Here is a 22,031-nt window from a genome sequence, read left to right as displayed (position 1 = left end):
GGGTGTAGCCGTGACTGGCGTTGAGGCGTGTGGTCTCCCGTTCCCCCGCGCGCCTCGCGCGACACGCACCCCCGCGCGCCTCGCGCGACACGCACCCCCGCGCGCCTCGCGCGACGCGAAAGGCAGCCGCGCACCCTGCCGCATGGCCGCAGCGCGCGGCCCATGCCACCATCCCCCGACGGGAGAGACGCGCCATGCAGCACGCGCAGGCCGCCGGGGCGGCCGACGACATCGATTCACGCCGCGCCTGGCTGCGCCTGCTGGCCATCGTGCTGCTGTGCCTCATCGGCAGCGCGCCGATGTGGTCGGTGGTGGTGATGCTGCCGGCGGTACAGGCGGAATTCGGCACGGCGCGGGCCGATGCCTCGCTGCCCTACACCATGACCATGGTCGGCTTCGTCTTCGGCGGCGTGCTGATGGGGCGGCTGTCGGACCGCTTCGGTACCATGGTGCCCGTGGCGGTGGCAGCGGTCTCGCTGGCCGCGGGCGGCGTGGCGGCGGCGATGGCGCCATCCATATTCGTTTTCGGCCTGGCCTATGGCCTGCTCATGGGCTGCTTCGGCGCGGCGGCGGTGTTCGGGCCGCTGATCGCCGACGCCTCGCTGTGGTTCTCGCGCCGGCGGGGCATCGCGGTCGCGCTGGCGGCCTCGGGCAACTACATGGCGGGCACGGTCTGGCCACCGCTGCTGCAATGGGGCGTGGACACGATCGGCTGGCGCCACGCGCACCTGGCGATGGGCGCGGTGTGCATCGTGACCATGCTGCCGCTGGCCCTGGCGTTGCGTGCGCGCGCGCCGATGCCGCCCGCGCCGCCGCCGCGCGCCGCGGGTGCGCCGGCCGTAATGCCGCTCGGCCTGCACCCGAATGTGCTGCAGGCGATCCTGGGCGCGGCGGGCATCGCCTGCTGCGTCGCCATGGCCATGCCGCAGGTGCATATCGTCGCCTATTGCGTGGACCTCGGCTACGGCGCGCAGCGGGGGGCGGAGATGCTCTCGGTCATGCTCGCGGCCGGCATCGTCTCGCGGCTGGCGTTCGGCGCGGTGATGGACCGCATCGGCGGGCTGCGCACCCTCGCACTTGGATCGGCCTTGCAGGGCGTGGCGCTGTTCCTGTTCCTGCCGGCCGACGGGATGGTCGCGCTGTTTGCCGTCAGCGCGGTATTCGGCCTGTTCCAGGGCGGCATCGTCCCCTCCTACGCGATGATCGTGCGCGAGTATTTCCCGCCGGCGCAGGCGGGCACGCGCGTGGGCATCGCGCTCTCCTCCACGCTGGTCGGCATGGCGCTGGGCGGTTGGATGGCGGGCGCCATCTTCGACGCCACCGGGTCCTATCGCGCGGCGATGTGGAACGGTATCGCGTGGAACCTGGTGAACCTTGCGATCGCGCTGTGGCTGCTGCAGCGCGCGATGCGCCGGCAGCGCGGTGCGGGATGGACAGCGGCCGCTGCGGCGCCATAGCCTCCCCGGAAAACAAGCATACGGAGGACGCCATGGACCTCACACCAGCGCCGATCGGCGGCCAGGCAGCCTGGACCGGCGCCGAGATGGCGCGGCGCACCGACTGGATCGAGACGCTCTCCCCGGCCGAGCTCGCCGAGATCGATGCCGCCATCGCCGCGCATGTCGCAGCCGGGCGCGCCATGGGCGACATCACGCCCGAGACCTTCCGCCTGCCCACGCTCGCGCCCCGCCTTACGCGCATCCTGGGCGACCTGCAGCGCGGCCGCGGCTTCGTGCTGATCCGCGGCTTCGACGTGGCCACTCGCCCGATCGAGCAGAGCGCCATCGGCTACCTCGGCATCGGGGCGCATCTGGGCAGCTTCCGGTCGCAGAACGCCAAGGGGCACCTGCTCGGGCACGTGAAGGACCTCGGCCTCGATATCGCCGATCCGAAGGTGCGCTACTACCAGACCAACAGGGAGCTCGAGTTCCACACCGACAGCTGCGACATCGTCGGGCTGCTCTGCCTGAAGACCGCGAAGGCGGGCGGCGGGTCGCGCGTGGTCTCCTCGGTGGCCATCCACGACCGCATGATGGCGGAAAGCCCCGCGCTGTGGCGCGCGCTGTTCAACCCGATGCCGACCGACCGGCGCGGCGAGATCCCGCCTGGCATGCTGCCCTGGTTCGAGATCCCGGTCTTCAACTGGCACCAGGGCGAGCTCAGCACGATCTATTCGGGGCAGTACATCCGCTCGGCGCAGCAGAACTTCCCGCAGGCGCGGCGGCTGACGCCGACCGAGCATGCGGCGATCGACCGGCTGGACGAACTCGCCGCCGAGATGTCGCTCGAGATGGAGTTCCGCCCCGGCGACATGCAGTTCGTGCACAACCACACCTGCCTGCACAGCCGCACCGACTTCGAGGACTGGCCCGAACCGGAACGCCGGCGCCACCTGCTGCGCCTGTGGCTGGCCCCGCGCGAGGCGCGCGAGCTGCCGCCGGCCTATGCGCAGCGCTACGGCGACATCACGCCGGGCAACCGGGGGGGGATCGTGGTGAAGGACACGGTGCTGACCTTCACCCTGGCGCCGGCATGATCGCGCGGCGGGTCCTGCTCAGCGCCGCGCTCGCCGCGCCGGGTGTCGCGCGGGCGCAGGCCTGGGCGCCACAGCGCCCGGTGCGCATGGTGGTGCCCTTCGCCCCGGCCGGCATCGTGGACCAGCTCGCGCGGCTGCTGGCGGAACCGATGTCGCAGCGCCTCGGTCAGCCCGTGGTGGTGGAGAACAGGCCCGGCGCGGGCGGCAATGTCGGCACCGCGATGGTGGCGCGCGCGCGTGGCGATGCGCATCTGCTGCTGGTGGGCAGCAGCGGGCCGCTGGCGGTCTCGCCCATCACCGAGGCGCAGCTCGGCTACGACCCGGCGACGGACCTGGTGCCGGTCACGCTGCTGAACGCGACGCCGCTGGTGCTGGTGGTGCGCGCGCAATCGCCGCATCGCGACGTGGCCTCGCTGGTCGCGGCCGTGAAGGCCGAGGGGCGGGAGGTGCTCTACCCCACCCCCGGCGTCGGTTCCCCCCAACTTCTGGCGCAGGAGGCCTTCCGCCAGGCCGCCGGCTTCCCCGCGGCGCCGGTGAACTATCCGGGCAGCGCGCCCGCCATCACCGCACTGATCGCCGGCGAATTCGCCTTCACCATCGAGAACCTGGTGCTGGTCGCGCCGCAGATCGCCGGCGGCACGCTGCGCGCGCTGGCGGTCACCAGCACGGCGCGCGCGCCGCTGCTGCCGGAAGTGCCGACCATGGCGGAACAGGGCTTCGCGGATTTCTCGGCGGGCGGCTGGTACGGGCTGCTCACGCCCGCCGGCGTACCGGAGGAGGCGATCGGCGCCTATCACCGCGCCGCCACGGCCGCGCTGGCGGATGCCACCATCGCGCGACGCATCGGCGAGATGGGCGGCCCGCCGATCGGCAGCACGCCGCTCGAGTTCCGCAGCCATATCCGCGCCGAGACGGAACGCTGGCGCGGCGTGCTCGCACGCGCCAGGTAGGGCGCAAGGGCCAGAAACCGGTGGCGGATTGGGGGGAGGTATTCTCCCCCCGACCTTCCTTCACCCGGGTACATCCAGCCCCTTCGCCACCAGCGCCGCCGGCGTGCAGGCAGCGGCCACCGCCGCGAGCACACGCGCGCCATCGGGTGCCCCGGCGAAGGCCGCGCCAGAGAACACTGCGATGGTCTGAGCGCCATCGGGCAACGGGCCAACCACCTCGATGCCCGGCACCTCCATCAGCTCGCTGACCTGCTGGAATGCGATGGCGGCCTCGCCGGTGACGAGCTTCTCCGCGGTGAAGCCCTGCGGGATCACGATGGCCTTGGCATTGACCTCCGCCGCGATGCCGAGGCGTTCGATCAGCGCCGCGAAGAAGATGCCCGAGGCACCGGCGCGCGAGTAGCAGAGCGAGGGCACGTCCAGGAGCAGCCGGCGCAGCGCGGGTACGCCCGAGATGTCGGGATGCGGCGCACCGGCCTTGACCGCCAGGCCGACGCGCGAATGCGCGAGCGGGCGCGCCGTGGCGCCGTCGAGCACGCCCTGGCCGGACAGCGCGGCGATCGCCTCCGCGGTCAGCACCGCGGCATCGGCACGCTCGCCGGCGGCGATGCGGGATTCCAGCGCGCGCGTAGGTGCGAGCTCCACCTGCAGCTGCGCGCCGAGCGCCGCCTCGATCGCCGGCGCGGCCTCGCGCAGCAGGCCGGCGATGGCGAGGGTGGACATCAGGCGTGGCATGGCGGGCTCCGCAAAGGGCCCGCATCCTGGACCGCGGTCCTGCTTGACGCCAATCACCGCTTCCCGCCACCTGGGCGCAACCGCCGACGGACCCCGCCATGACCCTCCGCTTCGCCGACATCACCGCCCCGCGCCCCGACCGCGAGAGCCTGGCCGCGACACATGCCGCGATCGACGCGCGGCTCGATGCCGGGGACCGCACCGGCGCGCTGGCCATGTGGGATTCCGCCCGGCGCGACTACGACACCTGGTCCTCCCTGGTGCACCTGCGCTTCGCGCAGGACACGACCGACAAGGACGCGGTGGCGGCGCGCGAATACGCCGATGCGCTGGCCCCCGTAGCCGCGACGCACGAGACCGCGCTGAAGCGCCGCCTTCTGGGCGACGGCAATCGTGCCGGCCTGGAGGCGGCAGCCGGCGCGCACGCGGTGGCGCTGTGGGAGACCGACATCACCGCCTTCGATCCCGCAATCGCCGCGGAGACCGAGGAGGAAAGCCGCCTCTCCGCACGCTATACCGCGCTGCTCGCCGGGGCGAAGGTCTCGGTGAAGGGGCAGGAGGTGAACCTTGCCGGCCTCGCCCCCTTCGCCGAGGACCCCGACCGCGCGACGCGCCACGAGGCCGAGGCGGCGCGCTGGGACTTCTTCGCGCGCAACGGCGAAGCGCTCGACGAGATCTACGACCAGCTCGTGAGGCTGCGCACCGGCATGGCCCGCAAGCTGGGCGACGCCACCTTCACGCCACTGGCCTATCGCCGCATGCGGCGGCTCGACTACGGCCCGGCGGATGTCGCGCGGTATCGCGACGCCGTCGCGCGCCACGTCACGCCGCTGGTCGCGCGCATCCTGGAGGCGCGCCGCGCCACCCATGGCTGGGACCGGCTGCGCTATTGGGACGAGGCGCTGATCGACCCCGCCGGCAACCCCAGGCCGGTCGGCGACCACGACACGCTGGTGCTGGCGGCGCAGACGATGTTCGACCGCATGGATCCGCGCCTGGCCGACTTCTACGCCATGATGCGGGAGGGCGGATTCCTCGACCTGAAGAACCGCCCAGGGAAGGCCGGCGGCGGCTTCTGCACGTCGTTTCCTTCCGTCGGCGTGCCCTTCATCTTCGCCAACTTCAACGGCACCCACAACGACATCGGCGTCTTCACGCATGAGATGGGCCACGCCTTCCAGTGCTGGGAAAGCCGCCACCAGCCCGGCGTGGACTACCTCTGGCCGACCATGGAGGCGGCAGAGATCCACTCCATGGGCCTCGAGTACCTGACGCATCCGCAGATGGGCCTGCTGGTGGGCGATGCGGCGGCGGACCGCTTCCGCGCGATGCACCTGGTCGGCGCGCTGTCCTTCCTGCCCTATGGCGTCTGCGTCGATCACTTCCAGCACGAGGTCTACGCCAACCCCGACGCGACGCCGGCGGAGCGCCACGCGATGTGGCAGCGGCTCGAACGTGTCTACATGCCGTGGTCGGACTACGGCGACCTCGCCTACCCCGCCAAGGGCGGGCGCTGGCAGGCGAAGCAGCACATCTACAACTCGCCCTTCTACTACATCGACTACACGCTGGCGCTGTGCGTCGCACTGCAGTTCTGGGTGTGGTCGCGGCGCGATGCGGCAGGGGCCCTCGACGCCTATGTCGCGCTGTGCGGGCGCGGTGGGTCGATGCCCTTCCAGGGGCTGGTGGCCTCGGCGGGGCTGGTCTCGCCCTTCGCGGAGGGCGCGCTGGAAGCCGCGGTGGGCGAGGCCGCGGCGGTGCTCGGCGTGTGATGCCGGCGGCCCGCCGGGCTGACCGGCCTGCGCGCAGGGTTGGCGTGGCGGCTGCGCGCGAAACCAGGACTCCTCACGGCCAGGCGCTGCAGGCCTCCCAGCCGATCTCGCGCGCCTGCGCCTCGGCGCCGGCGATCCACTCCGCCACCAGCGGATGCGCCAGCACCGCATCCGCATAGGCCTGCGCATCCGGCGCCAGCGCCACGGAATAGGTGCGGAAGCGCGAGGCCATCGGCGCCCACATCGCGTCCGCGAAGCAGAAGCGCGTGCCGAACAGATACGGCCCGCCCGCACCCCAGGCCGCGCGCGTGTCGCGCCAGGATTGTTGCACCCGCGCCACCTGCGCCTCCACCCCCGGCCGGCCGAGCAGCTTGGCGTTGGACGGGATCCCGTTCGCGATCGGCCAGCGCTTGACGAGGTTCATCGGCATCGCCGCGCGGAGTTCCGCGAAATGCGCGTGCATCTCGGCGGCCGACATCCGCGCCGCGGTGCGCGCGCGCAATTCGCCCGGCCAGATGTCGCAGCCCGGCGCGCGTTCCCACAGGTATTCCGCGATCGCCAGCGTGTCCGTCACCACGAAGCCGTCGTCGACCAGCACGGGGATCAGCCCGGTGGGCGAGACCTCCGCCAGCCGCGCCTTGCTCTCGGGGCGGGAGAGGAACAGCGTCTCGGCCTCGAAGGGCAGGCCCGAGAGCCGGCAGGCGAGCCAGCCCCGCATGGTCCAGGTGGAGGACCACTTGCCCCCGATGATCAGCCGCATGCCGTGACGCCCCCCGCGCGATGGGGCGGAGCATGGCGCGGCCGCAGCGCTTGACGCAACGCCGCGCCCGCCGAACCATCGCGCGCAACCTGCCGGATCGATCGCATGTCAGCCTCTGATGTCGCCGCCCGTGTCGCCGCCGCCGCCGAAGCAGGCGGCGAGGCTTCCGTCGCCTTCCTGCGCGAGTTGATCGGGCTGCAGCGCGCCGGCGAGGATGCCGTGCAGGCGCGCGTCGCCGAGGCCGCCGAGGCTGCGGGCTGCACGGTCGAACGCCGCCGCTACCGCCCCGCCGAGGTGCAGCTGCGCGAGGAATTCGCCGACCAATCCGCCATGGCGACGGAGGAACGCGTCGCCGTGCTGGCGCGCCTGCCCGGCAGCGGCGGCGGGCGCAGCGTGATCTTCTTCGCCCACCCCGATGGCGAGGCCTTTCAGCCCCGGCATGGCTGGACGCATGACCCCTTCGCCGGCGCGGTCTCGAACGGACGCATCCATGGCTGGGGCGTGGCCGACGACCTGGCTGGTGTGGCCACCATGGTCGAGGCCGTGCGCGTGCTGCGCGCGGCTGGGCTGCGGCCGAAGGGTGACGTGATCCTGGCCAGCACGCCGTCGAAGCGCCATGCGCGCGGCGTGCATGCGCTGCTGCATGGCGGCGTGGCGGCCGATGCCGCGGTCTACCTGCACCCGGCGGAATCGGGCATCGGCATGCGGGAGGTGAAGGCGCTCGCCCCCGGCCAACTGGTGTTCCGCGTGGTGCTGCGCGGCACACAGCCACCCACGCAGGAGCCAGGGCATACGGCCTTCGCGCATCTGGCAGTGAACCCCGTCGACCTGGTGCCGCCGGTGATCGCCGCACTTCGCGCGCTGGATGCGCGGCGCGGCGCGCGGGTGCACCACCCGGTTCTGGATGCCGCGATCGGGCGGTCCACCAACCTGCTGATCGGCGATATCCGCGCACTGGGGGATGGGCGCGCCTCGCGCGTGCCGCCGGCGGTGCAGCTCTCCTGCGCGCTCGCCTTCCCGCCCGGCGAGAGGCTCGGCGATGTGCAGGCCGAGGTGGAGGCGGCGCTGCGCGAGGCCGCCGCCGGCGATCCAACGCTGGCAGCGCATCCGCCGGCGATCACCTTCGTCTCCGGCGTCACGGGCGCCGAGGTCGGCCAGGACCACGCGCTGTGGCATGCGACCAGCGAGGCGGTGCGCCTGGGCACCGGCACCGCGCCGGAGATCAACCCGCTGCACACCTCCTCCGACATCCGCAACCCGATGGTGCAGTCGGGCATTCCCTGCGTCGGGCTCGGGCCGCTGTGCGGCGACCTGACGCAGAACGGCGGCCGCGACGAATGGGTGGATGTGACCGACTACCGCCGCGGCGTGGCGGTGATCGCCGCGCTGATCGGTCTGTGGTGCGGCGCGGAGCCGGCCTGAGGGCCCCGCGCCCGCACCGCGTCAGGCGAACTCGACCGCGAAGACCGTCAGGCGCGTCACGTCGATCAGCGTCACCGATCCGCCGTCGCTGAAGGTCAGCAGCAGGTCGTCCGCGCCATCCAGGTCGGCGTCGAACGCGCTGCGGCTGGTCAGCCCGAGACCGTCCTCGAGCACCAGCCGCTCGCCCGGCTGGTAGCCCAGGATGGTGTCGTGCCCGCTGCCGGTACCGAAGATGAAGCGGTCGAGGCCGCTGCCGCCGATCAGCAGGTCGTCGCCCGCGCCTCCCTCGATCGTGTCGATGCCGAGCCCGCCCTCGACCGTGTCGTTGCCCGCGCCGCCGGACAGGCTGTCGCGGCCGACTCCGCCCAGCACGAGGTCGTTGCCCTCGCCGCCATCGATGGTGTCGTCGCGCAGCCCGCCATCGAGCGTATCATCCCCCTTGCCGCCGGTGATCAGGTCGAGACCGCCCTCGCCCAGCACCAGGTCGTTGCCGTCGTCGCCGGCCAGCACGTCGTCGTTGAAGCCGCCGCGGATCGTGTCCGCCCCGGCGCCGCCCAGGATGGTGTCCCGGCCGGACGAGGCCACCACGCTGTCGTTGCCCTCGCCCGCATCGACGCGGTTGTTGCCGGGCCCGGCATCGATCGTGTCGGCGCCATTGCCCCCGGCGATCGAATCGTCGCCGAAGCCGCCGCGCAGGCTGTCATTGCCCGTGCCGCCCAGCAGCGTGTCGGCGCCGACGCGACCGTCCAGCACGTCGTCGCCGCCGGTGCCCTCGACCAGGCCGGCTCCGTCCAGCACGATACCCTTCAGCACGGTGTCGCCGCGCGCCGCCAGGTTCTGGATGCGCGTATCCCCCGCCGGGGTCGTGTCCGCGACGTCGAAGGCACGGTCCGGCGTGCCGTGGATGTCGAGCAGGTACTCGGCCAGCGCATCCTGCTCGGTGTAGTCGGCGGCGAAGGTGGCGCCACCGCTCGCGGCAGCGAGCGGGTCCACCATGTCGACGCGGTCCTGCACCGTAACCTCGTTGCCGACGACGGCGTCGGCGGTGCCGAGGTAGTTGTCCCCACCAGCAGCCAGGAAGTTCAGCGTCACGATGCGGAAGTCGCGCGTCGGGTCGCCTTCCAGCTGGCCGTCGCGGACCAGGATGTCGGCGATCTCGCCATCCGCATCCAGAACCGCGAGGCTGACCACGCGGTCACCGGCCGGGCGGGTGGCGTCGAAGGAGAAGCGCAGCCCCGCGATCTGCGGGAAGCTGCCCGGCGTCGCGCCCGGGGCGACGCTGCGCAGCGCGTTCTCGACCAGCGTGACCAGGTTGGCCGCGTCGAGCGTGATGAGCGAGAGCTGGTTGTTGAAGCGCAGGCTGTTCTCGATGTCGAGCTGGCTGATCGCGCCGTCGGGCTGCGGCGGCAGCTCGGCCGGGATCGGCTGGCCGAGCACGGCGCCGATTTCCGCGCGGATGCCGCCGCCGTTCTTGATGCTGACCAGGACGGGCAGCGGCTCGGCGCCGCCATGCGCCGCCTGGTACTCGCGTGCCGCGGCCAGGTTGGCGTCGGCGGTGAGGCTGCCGAGGTTGGTCTCCTCGGTGCGGACCTCGTTGCGTCGACCTTCCAGGAACACCTCGGTGTAGCCGAGGACGTTGCCGTCCTTGAGGTCGATCACGTCGGCGATGGCGTCGGTGATCTGCTTGACCTCGCCGCCGCGGGTGCCGTCGGCGAAGATCGCATCCCGCTCCGCCTGCGAGAGCGTGCCGTCGCCGTCGCCGGCGACCGCGTCGACGCCCGCGTCCGTCGTCACGAACGCGCCGGAGACCGCAGGGGCGGCGCTGCCCGGGATCACGTTGCCGGCGGCATCGAAGGTCACAACCAGGCGGCCGACGTAGTTGTAGTTGCCGTCCGTGTTCACGACCAGGGTCGTGGTCCCGCCCGCGTTGGTGATCGCGACAGGGTAGGTGCCGTCCGCGGTGTCGCCGGGCGCCAGCGGGTCCGTCGCGTCGGCGAGCAGCGTGTTGCTCCCGCCGCCGATGAGGATGTCGACGTCGCGCAGCAGCGGCGCGAGGGCGAGCTCGTTGCCGAACTGCTGCAGGTGGCTCAGCAGGACGATCTTGTTGATGCCCTGCGCGGTCATCTGGTCGACCAGCGGCTGGATGATGGCCGCGAGCTCCGCCATGTTGTCCGCGCCGCCGTCGCCCGAGGGGTCGGCGACGGTTACGTTGCCCACCGTCGAGATCGAGGCAAGGAGCTGGGTCGTCACGCCGAGGACGCCGATGGTCTCGCCGCCCTCCTGGATGGTGGTCCAGCGCGACAGCTCGCGGCCGGTGGCCTCGGCGCGGATCGCCGCGCCGCTCGCAAGGTCGGCGGCGGTGGTGGCGTAGCTCGACGCGTCCCGCAGGTCCGGCGTGTAGAGCCCCGACAGCGCGCGCTCGGCGGCGAAGTTGAGGTTCGCCGAGAGGTAGGGGAACTGCGCGCCGATGTTGCTGATGCTGCCCAGGCCGGGCTGTCCCGGCAGGCCCGGCAGGGTGGCGGTGAAGTCGAAGGCCGAGGCCAGGGCCGACGGCCCAAGGTCGAAGTCGTGATTGCCGAGCACGCTCGCCTGCACGCCGATCGCGTTCAGGATGGCCATATCGGCCGCGTTGAAGGGCAGCGTGCCGTTGCGGATGCCGGTCAGGCTGCCGGCCGAGAGGCCAAAGAGCTGCTCGTAGAAGGAGGCGATCTCGTCGCGGACCGAGGGATCGGTGCCGGCCGCCGTGAAGGCCCCGGGGATGAAGTTGTCGCCGGAGGAGAGCGTGATGCTGTTGGCGAACTCGTCCTCCAGGACATCGACGATGGCCGCGAAGTTCTTCGCCCGCTGCGTCGCCTCGACACCACCCTCGAAGTCCGAGGCATGCAGGAGCTGCAGGGTGAAGGTGGCCTCAAGCTCGTAGGCGGTGGTGGTGGCGCTGTCCTCGTTCGGCACCACCAGCAGGGCCGCACCACCCGGGGCGTCCTCGGCGGGCACGAAGGTGATCACCTCGGGCGCATCGTCGCCCGGCGTGGTGAAGAAGCCGGCGAAGGTGAAGTCGTCCGGGGCATCCATGCGGAAGGCGGCGACGCCGTCGGCGCGCTCCAGCGACACGAAGATGAAGGTGTCATCGCCGACCTTGCCGATGGTGATGCTCTCGGGCTCCACGCCCTTGTTGTCGTCGCGGTTCTCGTCGTAGCTGCCGGGGAAGCGGGTCGCGATGATCTCGTCGAGCAGGTTGCCGCTGTCGAAGACCAGCGTGCCGTCAGTATTCCAGACGCTGAAGGACCGGCCGCCGAACACGTAGAGCTGGTCGAAGTCGCCGTCGCCGTCAGTGTCGCCGAGCCGGTTGGTCACGGTGAGCCGGCCCAGGCTCTCGACGATCTCGGGCGTGGTATCGGCATCGGCCGGGTCGTCAGGAAAGGCGGTCGGGTCGAGCCTGAGCGCGGAGATCCGCGATTCCTCGTTCAGGCCCGGCCAGTCGGTGCGCGCATCGCCCTCGTTCGCCGTGATCAGGTAGGTGGTGCCGCCGAAATCGACCGCGGCGATGCCGTCGGGCTGGTACATCCCGGACAGGTTGTTGAAGGTCACGGGGGCGAAGACGTTGTCGTTGTCGTTGCCCGAGATGGCGTTCACCGCCAGCCCATGATCCTTGAAGCCGAGCGGGATGATCTTGGTGAAGGTCGCGGTGGTGAGGTCGAGCACCGCGATGGCGTTCGCCTCCTGCAGTGTCACGTAGGCCTTGGTCGGATCGTTCGGGTCGACCGCGACGTATTCCGGCTCGAGATCCTGCGCGACCGTGGCGCCGGGCCCGAAGATGCGCACGCCCGCGGCGCGCAGCGCGTCGATCTGGCCATTGAAGGACGTGAAGTCCGCGGTGCTGACCGCGCCCGTCGCCACGTCGATGATGCTGACCGAGCCGACCGGATCGACGCTCGTCGGTTGCCCGTAGGAGTTCGGCTCGCCCTCGTTCGCCGTCAGCAGCCTGGTGCCGTCGGGGGTGAAGCCGATCTGGTCGGGCTGCGCACCCACCGTGACGAAGCCGAGCCCGCCGAAGTCGCGCGGGATGAGCGTGACCGTATCGCCCACACGGGCCAGATCGGCCACCACCACCTTGCCCGGATCGGTCTTCGGCTCGGATTCGATCGCCAGCGCGACCACGCCGTCCTTCACCGCGACGCTGTTCACATTGCCGAGCAGGCTGGTGTCCAGGCTGCCCAGGATGATGCCGGTCGCCGCATCTACCGCATCGACGCCATCCGCGCCGATGACGAAGATCAGCCCGGTCCCGGCGTCATAGGCGGCGACCTCGGCGTCGAGCGCGGACGAGCCATTGGCGGCGGTGTGCGCAAGCGTGAAGGCGGTGGTGGCGCTGAGCTGCGTGCCCGACATGAGGTTCTCCGGCGAATTGACCCTTGATCGCCGGATAGGCCGTCAGGCCGCTGCCTTCCCTCACGATGCGGTGACGGGATTGTTAAGGAATCATGAATACCGGATGGCGAGTCACCGCCTCATGCGACGCGCCTGTTCCAGGGCATCAACCCCAGGATGTTCGCCATGCCGCAGAAGCCCGAGACGCCGGCGAAGACCAGGCCGGCGCCGACGAAGCCGGCCAGCCCGTAGAAGACCGGCGCGACCAGCGCACCCAGCAGCACGCCCGCCAGCACCAGAGACCCGGCGGCGATCTGCACCTGGCGCATCAGCGGCAGCGGGGCGCTGCGGTCCTCGGCGAGCGGCAGGCCGGCGCCGCGCAGCGCGGCGATGCCGCCCTCGACGATGAAGGCGCCGCCATCACCGGCCCGCGCGCCGAGCCTGGCCGCGTTCTGCGCCGTGCGCGCGCCGGAAGCACAGTGGAAGATCACGGGCGTGCCGGCGCGCACGGCGAACTCGGCTTCCTCGAGCCGCGACAGCGGCAGGTGGGCGGAACCCGGCACATGCGCCAGGGCGCGTTCATCGGCCTCGCGCACATCGACCAGCAGCGCCTCGCCGGCGCGGATCATCTCGGCGGCGCGGGTGGCGGAGATCACTGGCAGGGTCATGGCGTGCGGCAGCCTGGGTCGCGATCCGGGCCCTGCGGCGGGATGCCGCGGGCACCGGTCGTTCCAGCGCCATATATTCGGTTCAGCTCATGTAAAGTCAAGCGGAGGGCGACGCCCCCGGCATCATGCGCGCCGCGACACCGTCCCGCCGCACGATCGCGTGCCAGGCGACCGCCCCGACATGCAGCGCGATGGCGCCGAGCATCAGGTTCGCGAGGACCTCATGCGCCTCCTTCACCAATCCCCGCAGCCCGGTGCCGGCCAGGCTATTCGGCAGGGTCGCCAGGCCCGCGAGGTCGAAGGGCGCGCGCCCCGTCAGCGCCGTCAGCAGCCCCGAGAGCGGCAGCGCCAGCATCAGCGCATAGAGCAGCAGATGCGCCGCCGTCGCGAGCCGCTGTTCCCAGGCCGGCGCGCCCGGCGCCGGCCCCGGCACGGTGCCGAGCCACCGGGCCAGGAGGCGCGGCAGCAGCAGCGCCAGCACCGCGAGCCCCAGCAGCGCATGGGAGCCGACGACGAGGCTCTTCGTCGGACCGCGCCCGAGCGCCTCGGCCAGCTGCGCGCCGCCCCAGGCCAGCGCGATCGCGAGCGCCATGGTCCAGTGCAGCAGGATGGAGAGGATGGAATACCGCTGGCCTGGCATATGATGGTCCTTGCGTCTGTCACGGGCCGAGACGGCGCCACGATGCGAAGGCCGAATTCTGACGTGCCGCGGCCGCGCGTCCTTGATCCAGCGCAGAGCGCGCGCAGCACCCGGTCAGGCGAGGCGTCAATAATAGCCGAGCAGGTGCATGACCAGGACCGCACCGATGATCCCGTAGCCAACCACGTGCAGGATCACGTCGCCGAGATCCATCCGCCAGTTGCCCGTCGGCACCCAGCGCGGGGCATAGGCGTATTCCGGGTTCGATCCCTTGCTGCGCTCCATCAGCGCACGAAAGCGCTGGTTCTCGAGCCGGCTGTTCGCGTCGCCCAGGTCATCGGACTCGTCGGCCACGGCATCCTCCTCGAAGGCCGCCGGGAAGGCTGCAGCCTGCGCTGCGGCAGGTCAGGTCGCAAGCAGGAAGCCCATGAACCGACATGCCGCCGCCCGGCGAACCGGACGGCGGCATGCCCTCATGCGACGCGCGGGAAGGCCGGGATGATGCCCGCGCTTGCCCTCAATGCGCCGGCCGGCCGCGCTCCCCGCAGGCCCAGCCATGGGTGTGCACCAGGCCGTCGTCGTGGTCGTCGCGCGGGGCGATGACGACGCGGGGCTGCGGGCGGCGCATCGGCTCGCTGGCCCAGCGATGGGAATGCACCAGGCCGTCGTCGTGGCGGTCGTTGCTCATGGTCTCGTTTCCTCTCGGGTCAATGCGCAGGGACGAACTGCGCGGTCTCGGTGGAGTGTTCCATCGCCGTGGTGGAGGACCGGCCGCCCGAGGCCGCCATCGCCACCGCGTCGAAGTAGGAGACGCCGACCTCGCGCTGGTGGCGCACGGCGGTGAAGCCGTTCTGCTCCTCGGCGAATTCGGCCTGCTGGAGTTCGGAATAGGCGCCCATGCCGCGCTCGGCGTAGCCGCGGGCCAGCCTGAACATGGACAGGTTCAGGGAGTGGAACCCGGCCAGCGTGACGAACTGGAACTTGTAGCCCATGGCGCCGATCTCTCGCTGGAACTGCGCGGCCGCCTCGACGCCCATCTTCCGCTGCCAGTTGAAGGAGGGCGAGCAGTTGTAGGCGAGCATCTTGCCGGGAAATTCGCGGTGGATGGCCTCGGCGAAGTCGCGCGCATCCTGCAGGTCGGGTTCGGAGGTCTCCCACCACAGCAGGTCGGCATAGGGCGCATAGGCGAGCGAGCGCGCGATCGCATACTGCTTGCCCATACCCGGGCGGATGCGGAAGAAGCCCTCCGGTGTGCGCTCATTGCCGATGAAGGGACGGTCGCGCTCGTCCACATCGGCCGTGAGCAGCTGCGCGGATTCGGCGTCGGTGCGGCAGAGCAGCACCGTCGGCACGCCCTCGACATCGGCGGCGAGCCGCGCGGCGTTCAGCGTGCGGATGTGCTGGCTGATCGGCACCAGCACCTTGCCGCCGAGATGGCCGCACTTCTTCTCCGACGCCAGCTGGTCCTCGAAATGCACCCCCGCCGCGCCGGCCTCGATCATGGCGCGCATGAGCTCATAGGCGTTGAGCGCACCGCCGAAGCCGGCCTCGGCATCGGCGACGATCGGCGCCATGTAGTGGGTGCGGTCGTCGGCCTTGCCGTCGAGGCGTTCCATGGTCGCGATCTGGTCGGCGCGGCGCAGCGACGCATTGATGCGGCTGACCACCTTCGGCACGGAATCGACCGGGTAGAGCGACTGGTCCGGGTACATCTGGCCAGCGCTGTTCGCATCGGCGGCGACCTGCCAGCCCGAGAGGTAGATCGCCTTCAGCCCGGCCTTGACCTGCTGCAGCGCCTGCATGCCGGTGAGCGCGCCCAGCGTGTTCACGAAGGGCTCCTCGCGCAGCAGCTGCCAAAGGCGGCGCGCACCGTTCTCGGCGAGCGTGTGGCGCACGCGGAAGGACCCCGCCAGCCGAGCGACATCGGCCTCGGTATAGTCGCGGCGGATGCCAGCGAAGCGGTGCGGGTCCTGCGGAGGCAGTCCGCCGGCGGAGCCATCGGGGGCGAAGCAGGGCGTGGTGAGCGGGCGCATGGTGGTGATCTCAACTCCAGGCCGGTCCGTCCGGCGCCCGTGAATAATTCACATTGCATCGCCGTCGCGCACCAGCGAATCTGGGTGGAGCGCCGCAAGATGGTTGCGTTTCGCACCGCCGGACGGCCGATTCTGTGAAGGGTGTAAATCCATGGCCCGCCCGCTGATCGGCCGAACGGTACGTCGCCTGCGATCGGAACGCGGCCTCACGCAGCAGGCGCTGGCGGTGCGGCTCGGCATCTCCGCCAGCTACCTGAACCTGATCGAGCACGACCAGCGCGCCGTCACCGCATCGCTGCTGATCAAGCTGACGGAAGTGCTGGGCGTGGAGCTCGCGGCGCTGTCGGGCAGCGCCGAGCGCCAGCTGGAATCCGGCCTGCGCGAGGTGCTGTCGGACCCGATGCTCGGCCTCGATGAAGTGCCGGAAGCCGAGGTCACGACGCTCGCCGCCTCGGCGCCCAATGCATCGCGCGCAATGCTCGCGCTGTATCGCGCCTGGCGCGTCGCGCGCGAGGATTCCTCAGGCCTGGCGCTGCCCACCGGCCGGCGCATCCTGCTGCCCAACGAGGAGACACGCGACTTCTTCCACGACCGCGCCAACCACTTCCCCGCACTCGAGGCGGCCGCCGAGGAGATCGGGCGCGACCTGGCCGCGCGCCCGGCCGAGATGAACCACGCCATCGCCGAACGGCTGCGCCGCGTGCATGGCCTGGCGGTGCAGGTCGGCCCGCTGGAAGGGGCGATGCGCCGGCACGATGCCGCAGCGCGCGTGCTGTATCTCTCGGAATCCCTGCCGCGCGAATCCCGCGGCTTCCAGATGGCCTTCACGCTGATGCTGATCGAGGCCCGCAAGGCGGTGGATGCGGCATTGGCCGGCGCCGAGCCCACCACGCCCGAGGCCGCGGCCATGATGCGCATCGGCCTTCTGAATTACGCCGCGGCCGCGCTGCTGATGCCCTATGCGCCCTACCTGGCGGCCGCGCGCGAACTGCGCCACGACATCGAGGCGCTGGCCGCGCGCTTCGGCGTCTCCTTCGAGCAGGCGGCGCAGCGCCTGTCCACCCTGCAGCGCGAGGGCGCGCGCGGCGTGCCCTTCTTCTTCCTGCGCGTCGACCCGGCGGGCAATGTGGGCAAGCGCTTCTCCGCGGCGGGCTTCCCCTTCGCGCGCTTCGGCGGGTCCTGCCCGCGCTGGGTGGTGCACGAGGCCTTCGCGACACCCGGGCGCATCCGCGTGCAGGTGGCGCGCCTGCCCGACGGCGCGACCTTCCTCACCGTCGCGCGCAGCGTGAACAGCCCCGCCGCGCATTGGGGCGAACCGCCGCCGGTGCATGTGGTGGCGATGGGCTGCGACATCTCCCGCGCGCCGGATCTGGTCTATGCCGATGGGCTCGACCTTGAGACTGCCGCGGTCGGGATCGGCCTGTCCTGCCGGCTGTGCGACCGCGCGGAATGCCGCTCGCGCGCCTTCCCACCGCTCGAGCACCGCCTGGTGCTGGACCCGGCGGTGGAGGGGGCCGCGCCCTATCGCTTCGAGACGGCGGCGCGGCCGGCGCCGGTCAGCCCAGCGCCCAATCCTCCAGCACCGACTCGACCCAGGCCAGGTCCCAGGGCGGCTCGACGCTGACCGGTTCGGGCAGGTCGTCCTCAGGCGGCGGCTCCAGCCCGGCGAGGGCGGCCATGAAGGCGTTCTCGTCGTCGATCAGCGCGGGATCGAGGCCGAAGACCCCGGCCAGTTCGGCGCGCGTCGCGCGGTCGATGCCGGCGTCCGGCAGGTAGCTGTCGGCCAGCAGCGCATCGAGCTCCGCGAGGGTCGGGAAGGCGTCCTCCCCGACCATTGCGAGGGGCGGCGCTTCACCCGACGCGGCGGCAGGCGGCGTAGCGTCAGGCGGCGTGGCGTCTAGTGGCGTGGCGGCAGCCGGCGTGGCGGAGGCCAGCATGGCGTCAGATAGCGTGGCGGCAGGCAGCCCGGCAGCAAGCGGCGCGGCAGTCGGCAGCGCGGCGGGCGGGCCGGGCACCGCCGGGGCGAGGTCGGGATCCTCGCCCGCGAGCAGCCCGGCGAGCAGCGCCGGGTCATTCAGCAGGAGCATCAAGGGGTCTTCGTGCAGGATCATGGACATGGCGCATCTCGGATGGTCGCGAGGGGCGCGGCGTCCTGCCGCATCATCGGCCCCGTGGGACCTTAAGGATGCGAAAACTTATGACACGACCGGAGCAGATGCTAACCGGAAATCGTATCTCGTTAACTTAAAACAACCTTGAGTTGCGTCACACATCGCGAGCCTGCACCCCTGGCGCATTCGCGCGCGCAATGGCACGACGGCGGCAAGCGGTCCGTCCCGGACCCGTGTGCAAGCGGTCCGTCCCGGACCAGTTCAGGAATGCGCCCATGCCACGCAGCCTCCGCGTCGCGGTCCAGATGGACCCGATCGAGACCATCAACATCGACGCCGACAGCACCTTCGCCCTGATGCTGGAGGCGCAGGCGCGCGGCCATGCGCTGTGGCACTACCACGTGCGTGACCTGGCGTTGCGCGGCGGGCGCGTCACCGCCTGGGCGAAGCCGGTGCAGGTGCGCCGCGAGATCGGCAACCATTTCACCTTCGGCGCGGAGGAGGAGCTCGACCTCGGATCGGGCGCCGACGTGGTGCTGATGCGCCAGGACCCGCCCTTCGACATGGGCTACATCACCGCCACCCATATCCTCGAGCACATCCACCCGAAGACCCTGGTGGTGAACGACCCGGCTTCCGTGCGCAACGCGCCGGAGAAGCTGTTCGTCACGCATTTCCCGGACCTCATGCCGGTCACGATGGTGACCGCGGACCGGCGGCGCATCGCGGCATTCCGCGCCGAGCACGGCGACATCATCATCAAGCCGCTGTTCGGCAATGGCGGCGCGGGCGTCTTCCACCTGCGCCCCGAGGACCCGAACATGAACGCGCTGGTGGAGATGTTCACCGAACGCTCCCGCGAGCCCCTGGTGATCCAGAAATACGTCCCCGCCGTGCGCGAAGGCGACAAGCGCATCATCCTGGTGGATGGCGTGGCGATGGGTGCGATCAACCGCGTGCCGGCGGCCGGCGAGGCGCGGTCCAACATGCATGTCGGCGGCCGCCCCGAACCCACCACGCTGACGGATCGCGAGAAGGAAATCTGCGCCGCCATCGGCCCCGAGTTGAAGAAGCGCGGCATGATCTTCGTGGGCATCGACGTGATCGGCGGCTTCCTTACCGAGATCAACGTGACCTCGCCGACCGGTCTGCAGGAAATCGCTCGCTTCGACGGCGTGCATCTCGAGAAGGCGATCTGGGATGCGATCGAGGGGAAGGTGGCGTCGCGCTGAAGGCGGGCAATACGGCAAGCGCCCTGAAGGCGCGCAGTACAGCAGGCGCCCTGAAGTCGCGCGACGGGGGAGGACGGAGATGCTGAAGCTCTGGGGCCGGGTGAACTCGGTCAACGTGAAGAAGGTGCTGTGGATGCTCGACGAGCTCGGCATCCCCTATGAGCGATCCGATGCCGGCATGGAGCATGGCGTGGTGAACACGCCGACCTATCGCGCCATGAACCCGAACGGGCGCGTGCCGACCATCGAGGATGGCGACTTCGTCCTATGGGAATCGAATTCGATCCTGCGGTATCTCGCGATGAAGCACGGCAGCGCACTGTATCCGGCCGATCCGGCGGCGCGCGCCTCCGCGGACCGCTGGATGGACTGGCAGCTCTCCACGCTGGGCCCGGCCGAGCGCAACCTGTTCTGGGGCCTGGTGCGCACCCCCGCGGACAAGCGCGACATGGGCGCGGTGATGGCGGCGATGAAGGCGGCGGGGGAATGCTGGGCGATCCTTAACGCGCATATCGCCAAGCATGGCGGGCCGTATATCGACGGCGCGGCAATGACCATCGCCGACATCGTGCTGGGCTGCTACGCGCGGCGCTGGTTCGGGGAGGAGGTGCGGGTGGAGGGCATGCCGCACTTCCCCGCGTTGGCGGCCTGGTATGCGAAGGTCGGCGAGCGGCCGGGCTTCCGGCGCTGGGTCGCGGTGCCGATGACCTGAGGCCGCCGCCGGAGCGGTCCGGCGCTGGCGGCCACGGCGCCGCGCGGGCGGCGCGAGCGAACGACGAAGCGATTGCGGCAGATCAAGAAGCCGTGATCGGCCGCTCGGCATCGTACCGGCATGAGGAACGTCCAGACAGGAACCAGGCTGCGCCGGTCGCGTTCGCGCCGGGCGGCCTTCGCGGCGACGGCGCTGCTCGCGGGCTGCGCCACGGCGGGGCGGGAGGCGGCGACGGTTCAGGCCCTCGCGGACTCCAACAGGCCTGGGCACACTACTGCTGTCTTGTTCCGCGTGCTGCCATCAGGCGCCGCGCAGCCCGCGCCATACGGCGGAGCGCGTCTCTGGCACCTCGATGGCGGCGACCGCGCCGGCTACGGCGCGACGGCTTCGCCCTCCCGCGCGGCACGGGAGAACGGGTGGCTCCTCCATACGCATGTCCAGCCCGGAACCTGGTTCATGCGCCTCGAAGGGGCCGGCGGCAGCCGCACGGCAGTACCGACCGATGTTACCTTCCGCGTCTCGTCCGCGCCGCCTGCGGTCACCTACATTGGCAGCTTCCGCGTCGCCTGCGATGACGCCGCCGCGCAACCCTGCCGGGTGCAGGCCGCGCCCATCGACGAGTCGGGCGCCGCTGCCGCCCTCGTGGCTGCGGAGGGTGGCGCGCTCGCGGCGCCGGTCACTGCGCTGGCGCGCCCTTATCCGCCCTCCCTTGCCGCGACGGGCCTCACGCCGCCCAGCGTACCGGAGTTCCGCGTCGATCCCCGGCTCTGGGTCGCCGCGATCGACTGGGCAGCCTTCGCAGCCGCGGGCAGCGCGACTGCCTCGGTACCACCACCGCAGGGCGCCCCGACCGAGCCGACGCCCGGTCCGCGCAGCGAGGCGCCGGACTGGTCCTCGGCGCGGATGATGTCCACCTCCGGCGACGATCCCTTCGCTGCACTCGCTGCCATCGTGGTCACGGGCGGCATCATCCTCGTCGCCATCCCGATCGTGCTGATCGCGCGCGCCATCGCCGAGGACCAGCGCAACCGCCGCACCGCCGAGGAAGCCCGCCGCGAGGCCGAACGGCTGCGCGCCGCCGCCCTGGCTCAGGAGCAATGGAGCCCCTGCACCGCAGGCATCGCCGCCGCGCTCGCTCCCGACAATGTGGAGCGCCACCTGCGCACAACCCTCGCGCCAAGCCGTGCCGCCGGCCGCCAGGCCGCCCTGCCCGGCCCCTGGCAGGCCACCGTCACGCGCGTGATCTTCCGCCACTGCGGCACCGCGCCCGACAGCCACGGCGTCGAGGTCGCAACGCGCTGGACCGCGACGCGGCCGGGCGAGGCCGAACCCGCCTTCGACGCCGCGTATAGCCGCAGCGTCGCCGGTGCCACGCCCGACACGCGGCTGGTCCATTCCACCCGCCCGCCCTGGGAACTCCCGGTCGCGAGCGAGGCCGCCTGCCGGCCTCTGGCCGACTACTGCGGCGCCGCCGGATCGGCGCTGCTCCTGCAGGAGGTTACGCGTGGTGTCACGGAGGCGCGCGATGCGATCGCCGCGGGGCGTTGAGATGCGGGCAGTCGGCCTCCTCGCCGGCCTCGCCCTCGCCGGCTGTGCGCCGGTGCTAGCGCCGGTCGAGCTCACGCCCGCGGACCTGCGGCGCGCGGCGAGTGGCGGCGACGTCCTGGTGCTGGCCCGCTTCCACCGCGCCGATACCGGCGATGGCATCTTCGTCGGCGGCCCGGCGGCCTCGGTCCCGGCGCAGGTCACGCGCATCGAGGACGGTCAGACCCGCGCCTTTGGCGCCACCACCGGCGCCGCCGCGGCTGGCGCGCGCGGCTGGGTGCTGCAGGCGCTGCCGCCGGGCGCCTATTACCTGACGCTCGGCGCGGGGGACGCGCAGGGCGACGGCCGCGCCTTCACCTTCGCCGTGCCGGCGGGGGCCGGCACCGCGTATGTCGGGTCCTTCCCCTTCGACTGCCCCTACACCGCGGCGCAGCCCTGCCAGGCGGTCGGCATGCCGGTGGCCGAGCCCGCGGCGGCCTGGCCCGCCCTGCCGGAGGGCAGCGGCCCAACGCGGCCGCTGCCCTCCGCGCGGTTCAGCGTGGCCAGC

Annotated in this window: 19 protein-coding genes; 10 read left to right on the top strand and 9 right to left on the bottom strand. The window is 71.6% G+C overall.

All coding sequences use genetic code 11. The features are described 5' to 3' along the window. The first annotated feature begins 194 nt into the window (after positions 1–194). Genes HW578_RS09430 through HW578_RS09420 form a run of 3 tightly spaced genes read left to right on the top strand, consistent with a single transcriptional unit; the run spans position 195 to position 3,486 of the window. Positions 195–1,457, top strand: coding sequence for an MFS transporter (locus HW578_RS09430; RefSeq protein ID WP_198370301.1), 1,263 nt, complete (start codon positions 195–197; stop codon positions 1,455–1,457). A gap of 32 nt (positions 1,458–1,489) precedes the next feature. Continuing rightward, complete coding sequence (locus HW578_RS09425; RefSeq protein WP_198370300.1) at positions 1,490–2,536, top strand: TauD/TfdA family dioxygenase; 1,047 nt, start codon at positions 1,490–1,492, stop codon at positions 2,534–2,536. Next, positions 2,533–3,486 (top strand): Bug family tripartite tricarboxylate transporter substrate binding protein, encoded by a 954-nt coding sequence (locus HW578_RS09420; protein ID WP_198370299.1) that lies wholly within the window; start codon positions 2,533–2,535, stop codon positions 3,484–3,486. The genes HW578_RS09425 and HW578_RS09420 overlap by 4 nt, the downstream gene beginning before the upstream one ends. Positions 3,487–3,546: 60 nt before the next feature. On the opposite strand, the gene HW578_RS09415 is transcribed toward HW578_RS09420, so the two are convergent. Then, complete coding sequence (locus HW578_RS09415) at positions 3,547–4,221, bottom strand: substrate-binding domain-containing protein (protein WP_198370298.1); 675 nt, start codon at positions 4,219–4,221, stop codon at positions 3,547–3,549. A 98-nt stretch (positions 4,222–4,319) separates the two neighbouring features. On the opposite strand from HW578_RS09415, the gene HW578_RS09410 reads away from it, so the two are divergent. Next, the gene (locus HW578_RS09410) at positions 4,320–5,993 is read left to right on the top strand and encodes a M3 family oligoendopeptidase (RefSeq protein WP_198370297.1); all 1,674 of its coding nucleotides are present in this window, start codon (positions 4,320–4,322) and stop codon (positions 5,991–5,993) included. 73 nt (positions 5,994–6,066) lie between these two features. On the opposite strand, the gene HW578_RS09405 is transcribed toward HW578_RS09410, so the two are convergent. Then, on the bottom strand, positions 6,067–6,753 hold the full coding sequence (locus HW578_RS09405; protein ID WP_198370296.1) for a glutathione S-transferase N-terminal domain-containing protein: 687 nt from the start codon (positions 6,751–6,753) through the stop codon (positions 6,067–6,069). Between the two features lie 105 nt (positions 6,754–6,858). On the opposite strand from HW578_RS09405, the gene HW578_RS09400 reads away from it, so the two are divergent. After that, positions 6,859–8,175: a M20/M25/M40 family metallo-hydrolase gene (locus HW578_RS09400; protein WP_198370295.1), complete on the top strand. Its 1,317-nt coding sequence runs from the start codon at positions 6,859–6,861 to the stop codon at positions 8,173–8,175. A 21-nt stretch (positions 8,176–8,196) separates the two neighbouring features. Here HW578_RS09400 and HW578_RS09395 read toward each other — a convergent pair whose 3' ends face one another. The 6 genes from HW578_RS09395 to aceA form a co-directional block, all read right to left on the bottom strand. Continuing rightward, positions 8,197–12,564 (bottom strand): choice-of-anchor I family protein, encoded by a 4,368-nt coding sequence (locus HW578_RS09395; protein ID WP_198370294.1) that lies wholly within the window; start codon positions 12,562–12,564, stop codon positions 8,197–8,199. 119 nt (positions 12,565–12,683) lie between these two features. Further along, on the bottom strand, positions 12,684–13,211 hold the full coding sequence (locus HW578_RS09390; RefSeq protein ID WP_198370293.1) for a rhodanese-like domain-containing protein: 528 nt from the start codon (positions 13,209–13,211) through the stop codon (positions 12,684–12,686). Between the two features lie 97 nt (positions 13,212–13,308). Then, entirely contained in the window at positions 13,309–13,851 is a 543-nt protein-coding gene (locus tag HW578_RS09385; protein ID WP_198370292.1) for a cytochrome b, read from the bottom strand. A gap of 126 nt (positions 13,852–13,977) precedes the next feature. Continuing rightward, positions 13,978–14,205: a hypothetical protein gene (locus HW578_RS09380; protein WP_198370291.1), complete on the bottom strand. Its 228-nt coding sequence runs from the start codon at positions 14,203–14,205 to the stop codon at positions 13,978–13,980. Positions 14,206–14,368: 163 nt separating this feature from the next. Then, a complete protein-coding gene (locus HW578_RS09375) occupies positions 14,369–14,539 on the bottom strand; it encodes a hypothetical protein (protein ID WP_198370290.1) in 171 nt (56 codons plus the stop codon). A 19-nt stretch (positions 14,540–14,558) separates the two neighbouring features. After that, positions 14,559–15,884, bottom strand: a complete 1,326-nt coding sequence (gene aceA, locus HW578_RS09370) for an isocitrate lyase (protein ID WP_198370289.1) — start codon at positions 15,882–15,884, stop codon at positions 14,559–14,561. Between the two features lie 151 nt (positions 15,885–16,035). Here aceA and HW578_RS09365 point away from each other — a divergent pair, with 151 nt between their 5' ends. Beyond that, positions 16,036–17,508 (top strand): helix-turn-helix domain-containing protein, encoded by a 1,473-nt coding sequence (locus tag HW578_RS09365; RefSeq protein ID WP_198370288.1) that lies wholly within the window; start codon positions 16,036–16,038, stop codon positions 17,506–17,508. On the opposite strand, the gene HW578_RS09360 is transcribed toward HW578_RS09365, so the two are convergent. Then, positions 17,441–17,971 carry a hypothetical protein gene (locus tag HW578_RS09360; RefSeq protein ID WP_198370287.1) on the bottom strand — a complete coding sequence of 177 codons (531 nt, stop codon included), beginning with the start codon at positions 17,969–17,971 and terminating at the stop codon, positions 17,441–17,443. The two genes, HW578_RS09365 and HW578_RS09360, sit on opposite strands and share 68 nt — an antisense overlap. A gap of 299 nt (positions 17,972–18,270) precedes the next feature. On the opposite strand from HW578_RS09360, the gene gshB reads away from it, so the two are divergent. The 4 genes from gshB to HW578_RS09340 form a co-directional block, all read left to right on the top strand. Next, on the top strand, positions 18,271–19,227 hold the full coding sequence (gene gshB, locus HW578_RS09355; protein ID WP_198370286.1) for a glutathione synthase: 957 nt from the start codon (positions 18,271–18,273) through the stop codon (positions 19,225–19,227). Between the two features lie 79 nt (positions 19,228–19,306). Continuing rightward, positions 19,307–19,939, top strand: a complete 633-nt coding sequence (locus HW578_RS09350; protein ID WP_198370285.1) for a glutathione S-transferase family protein — start codon at positions 19,307–19,309, stop codon at positions 19,937–19,939. A 456-nt stretch (positions 19,940–20,395) separates the two neighbouring features. Continuing rightward, on the top strand, positions 20,396–21,487 hold the full coding sequence (locus tag HW578_RS09345; protein WP_198370284.1) for a hypothetical protein: 1,092 nt from the start codon (positions 20,396–20,398) through the stop codon (positions 21,485–21,487). Continuing rightward, positions 21,465–22,031: hypothetical protein (locus tag HW578_RS09340; protein ID WP_198370283.1), on the top strand; the 567-nt coding region annotated here is incomplete at its 3' end. The genes HW578_RS09345 and HW578_RS09340, both read left to right, overlap by 23 nt.

Source organism: Roseomonas rosulenta, from assembly GCF_016106005.1.
Taxonomy (GTDB): Bacteria; Pseudomonadota; Alphaproteobacteria; order Acetobacterales; family Acetobacteraceae; genus Neoroseomonas; species Neoroseomonas rosulenta.
This window is presented reverse-complemented; position numbering and strand designations above follow the sequence as displayed.

Excerpts from the sequence above, each read along its gene's own strand:
- HW578_RS09430 (WP_198370301.1), top strand. The coding sequence starts at position 195 with ATGCAGCACGCGCAGGCCGCCGGGGCGGCCGACGACATCGATTCACGC.
- HW578_RS09425 (WP_198370300.1), top strand. The coding sequence starts at position 1,490 with ATGGACCTCACACCAGCGCCGATCGGCGGCCAGGCAGCCTGGACCGGC.
- HW578_RS09420 (WP_198370299.1), top strand. The coding sequence starts at position 2,533 with ATGATCGCGCGGCGGGTCCTGCTCAGCGCCGCGCTCGCCGCGCCGGGT.
- HW578_RS09415 (WP_198370298.1), bottom strand. The coding sequence starts at position 4,221 with ATGCCACGCCTGATGTCCACCCTCGCCATCGCCGGCCTGCTGCGCGAG.
- HW578_RS09410 (WP_198370297.1), top strand. The coding sequence starts at position 4,320 with ATGACCCTCCGCTTCGCCGACATCACCGCCCCGCGCCCCGACCGCGAG.
- HW578_RS09405 (WP_198370296.1), bottom strand. The coding sequence starts at position 6,753 with ATGCGGCTGATCATCGGGGGCAAGTGGTCCTCCACCTGGACCATGCGG.
- HW578_RS09400 (WP_198370295.1), top strand. The coding sequence starts at position 6,859 with ATGTCAGCCTCTGATGTCGCCGCCCGTGTCGCCGCCGCCGCCGAAGCA.
- HW578_RS09395 (WP_198370294.1), bottom strand. The coding sequence starts at position 12,564 with ATGTCGGGCACGCAGCTCAGCGCCACCACCGCCTTCACGCTTGCGCAC.
- HW578_RS09390 (WP_198370293.1), bottom strand. The coding sequence starts at position 13,211 with ATGACCCTGCCAGTGATCTCCGCCACCCGCGCCGCCGAGATGATCCGC.
- HW578_RS09385 (WP_198370292.1), bottom strand. The coding sequence starts at position 13,851 with ATGCCAGGCCAGCGGTATTCCATCCTCTCCATCCTGCTGCACTGGACC.
- HW578_RS09375 (WP_198370290.1), bottom strand. The coding sequence starts at position 14,539 with ATGAGCAACGACCGCCACGACGACGGCCTGGTGCATTCCCATCGCTGG.
- aceA (WP_198370289.1), bottom strand. The coding sequence starts at position 15,884 with ATGCGCCCGCTCACCACGCCCTGCTTCGCCCCCGATGGCTCCGCCGGC.
- HW578_RS09365 (WP_198370288.1), top strand. The coding sequence starts at position 16,036 with ATGGCCCGCCCGCTGATCGGCCGAACGGTACGTCGCCTGCGATCGGAA.
- HW578_RS09360 (WP_198370287.1), bottom strand. The coding sequence starts at position 17,971 with ATGCTCCTGCTGAATGACCCGGCGCTGCTCGCCGGGCTGCTCGCGGGC.
- gshB (WP_198370286.1), top strand. The coding sequence starts at position 18,271 with ATGCCACGCAGCCTCCGCGTCGCGGTCCAGATGGACCCGATCGAGACC.
- HW578_RS09350 (WP_198370285.1), top strand. The coding sequence starts at position 19,307 with ATGCTGAAGCTCTGGGGCCGGGTGAACTCGGTCAACGTGAAGAAGGTG.
- HW578_RS09345 (WP_198370284.1), top strand. The coding sequence starts at position 20,396 with ATGCGCCTCGAAGGGGCCGGCGGCAGCCGCACGGCAGTACCGACCGAT.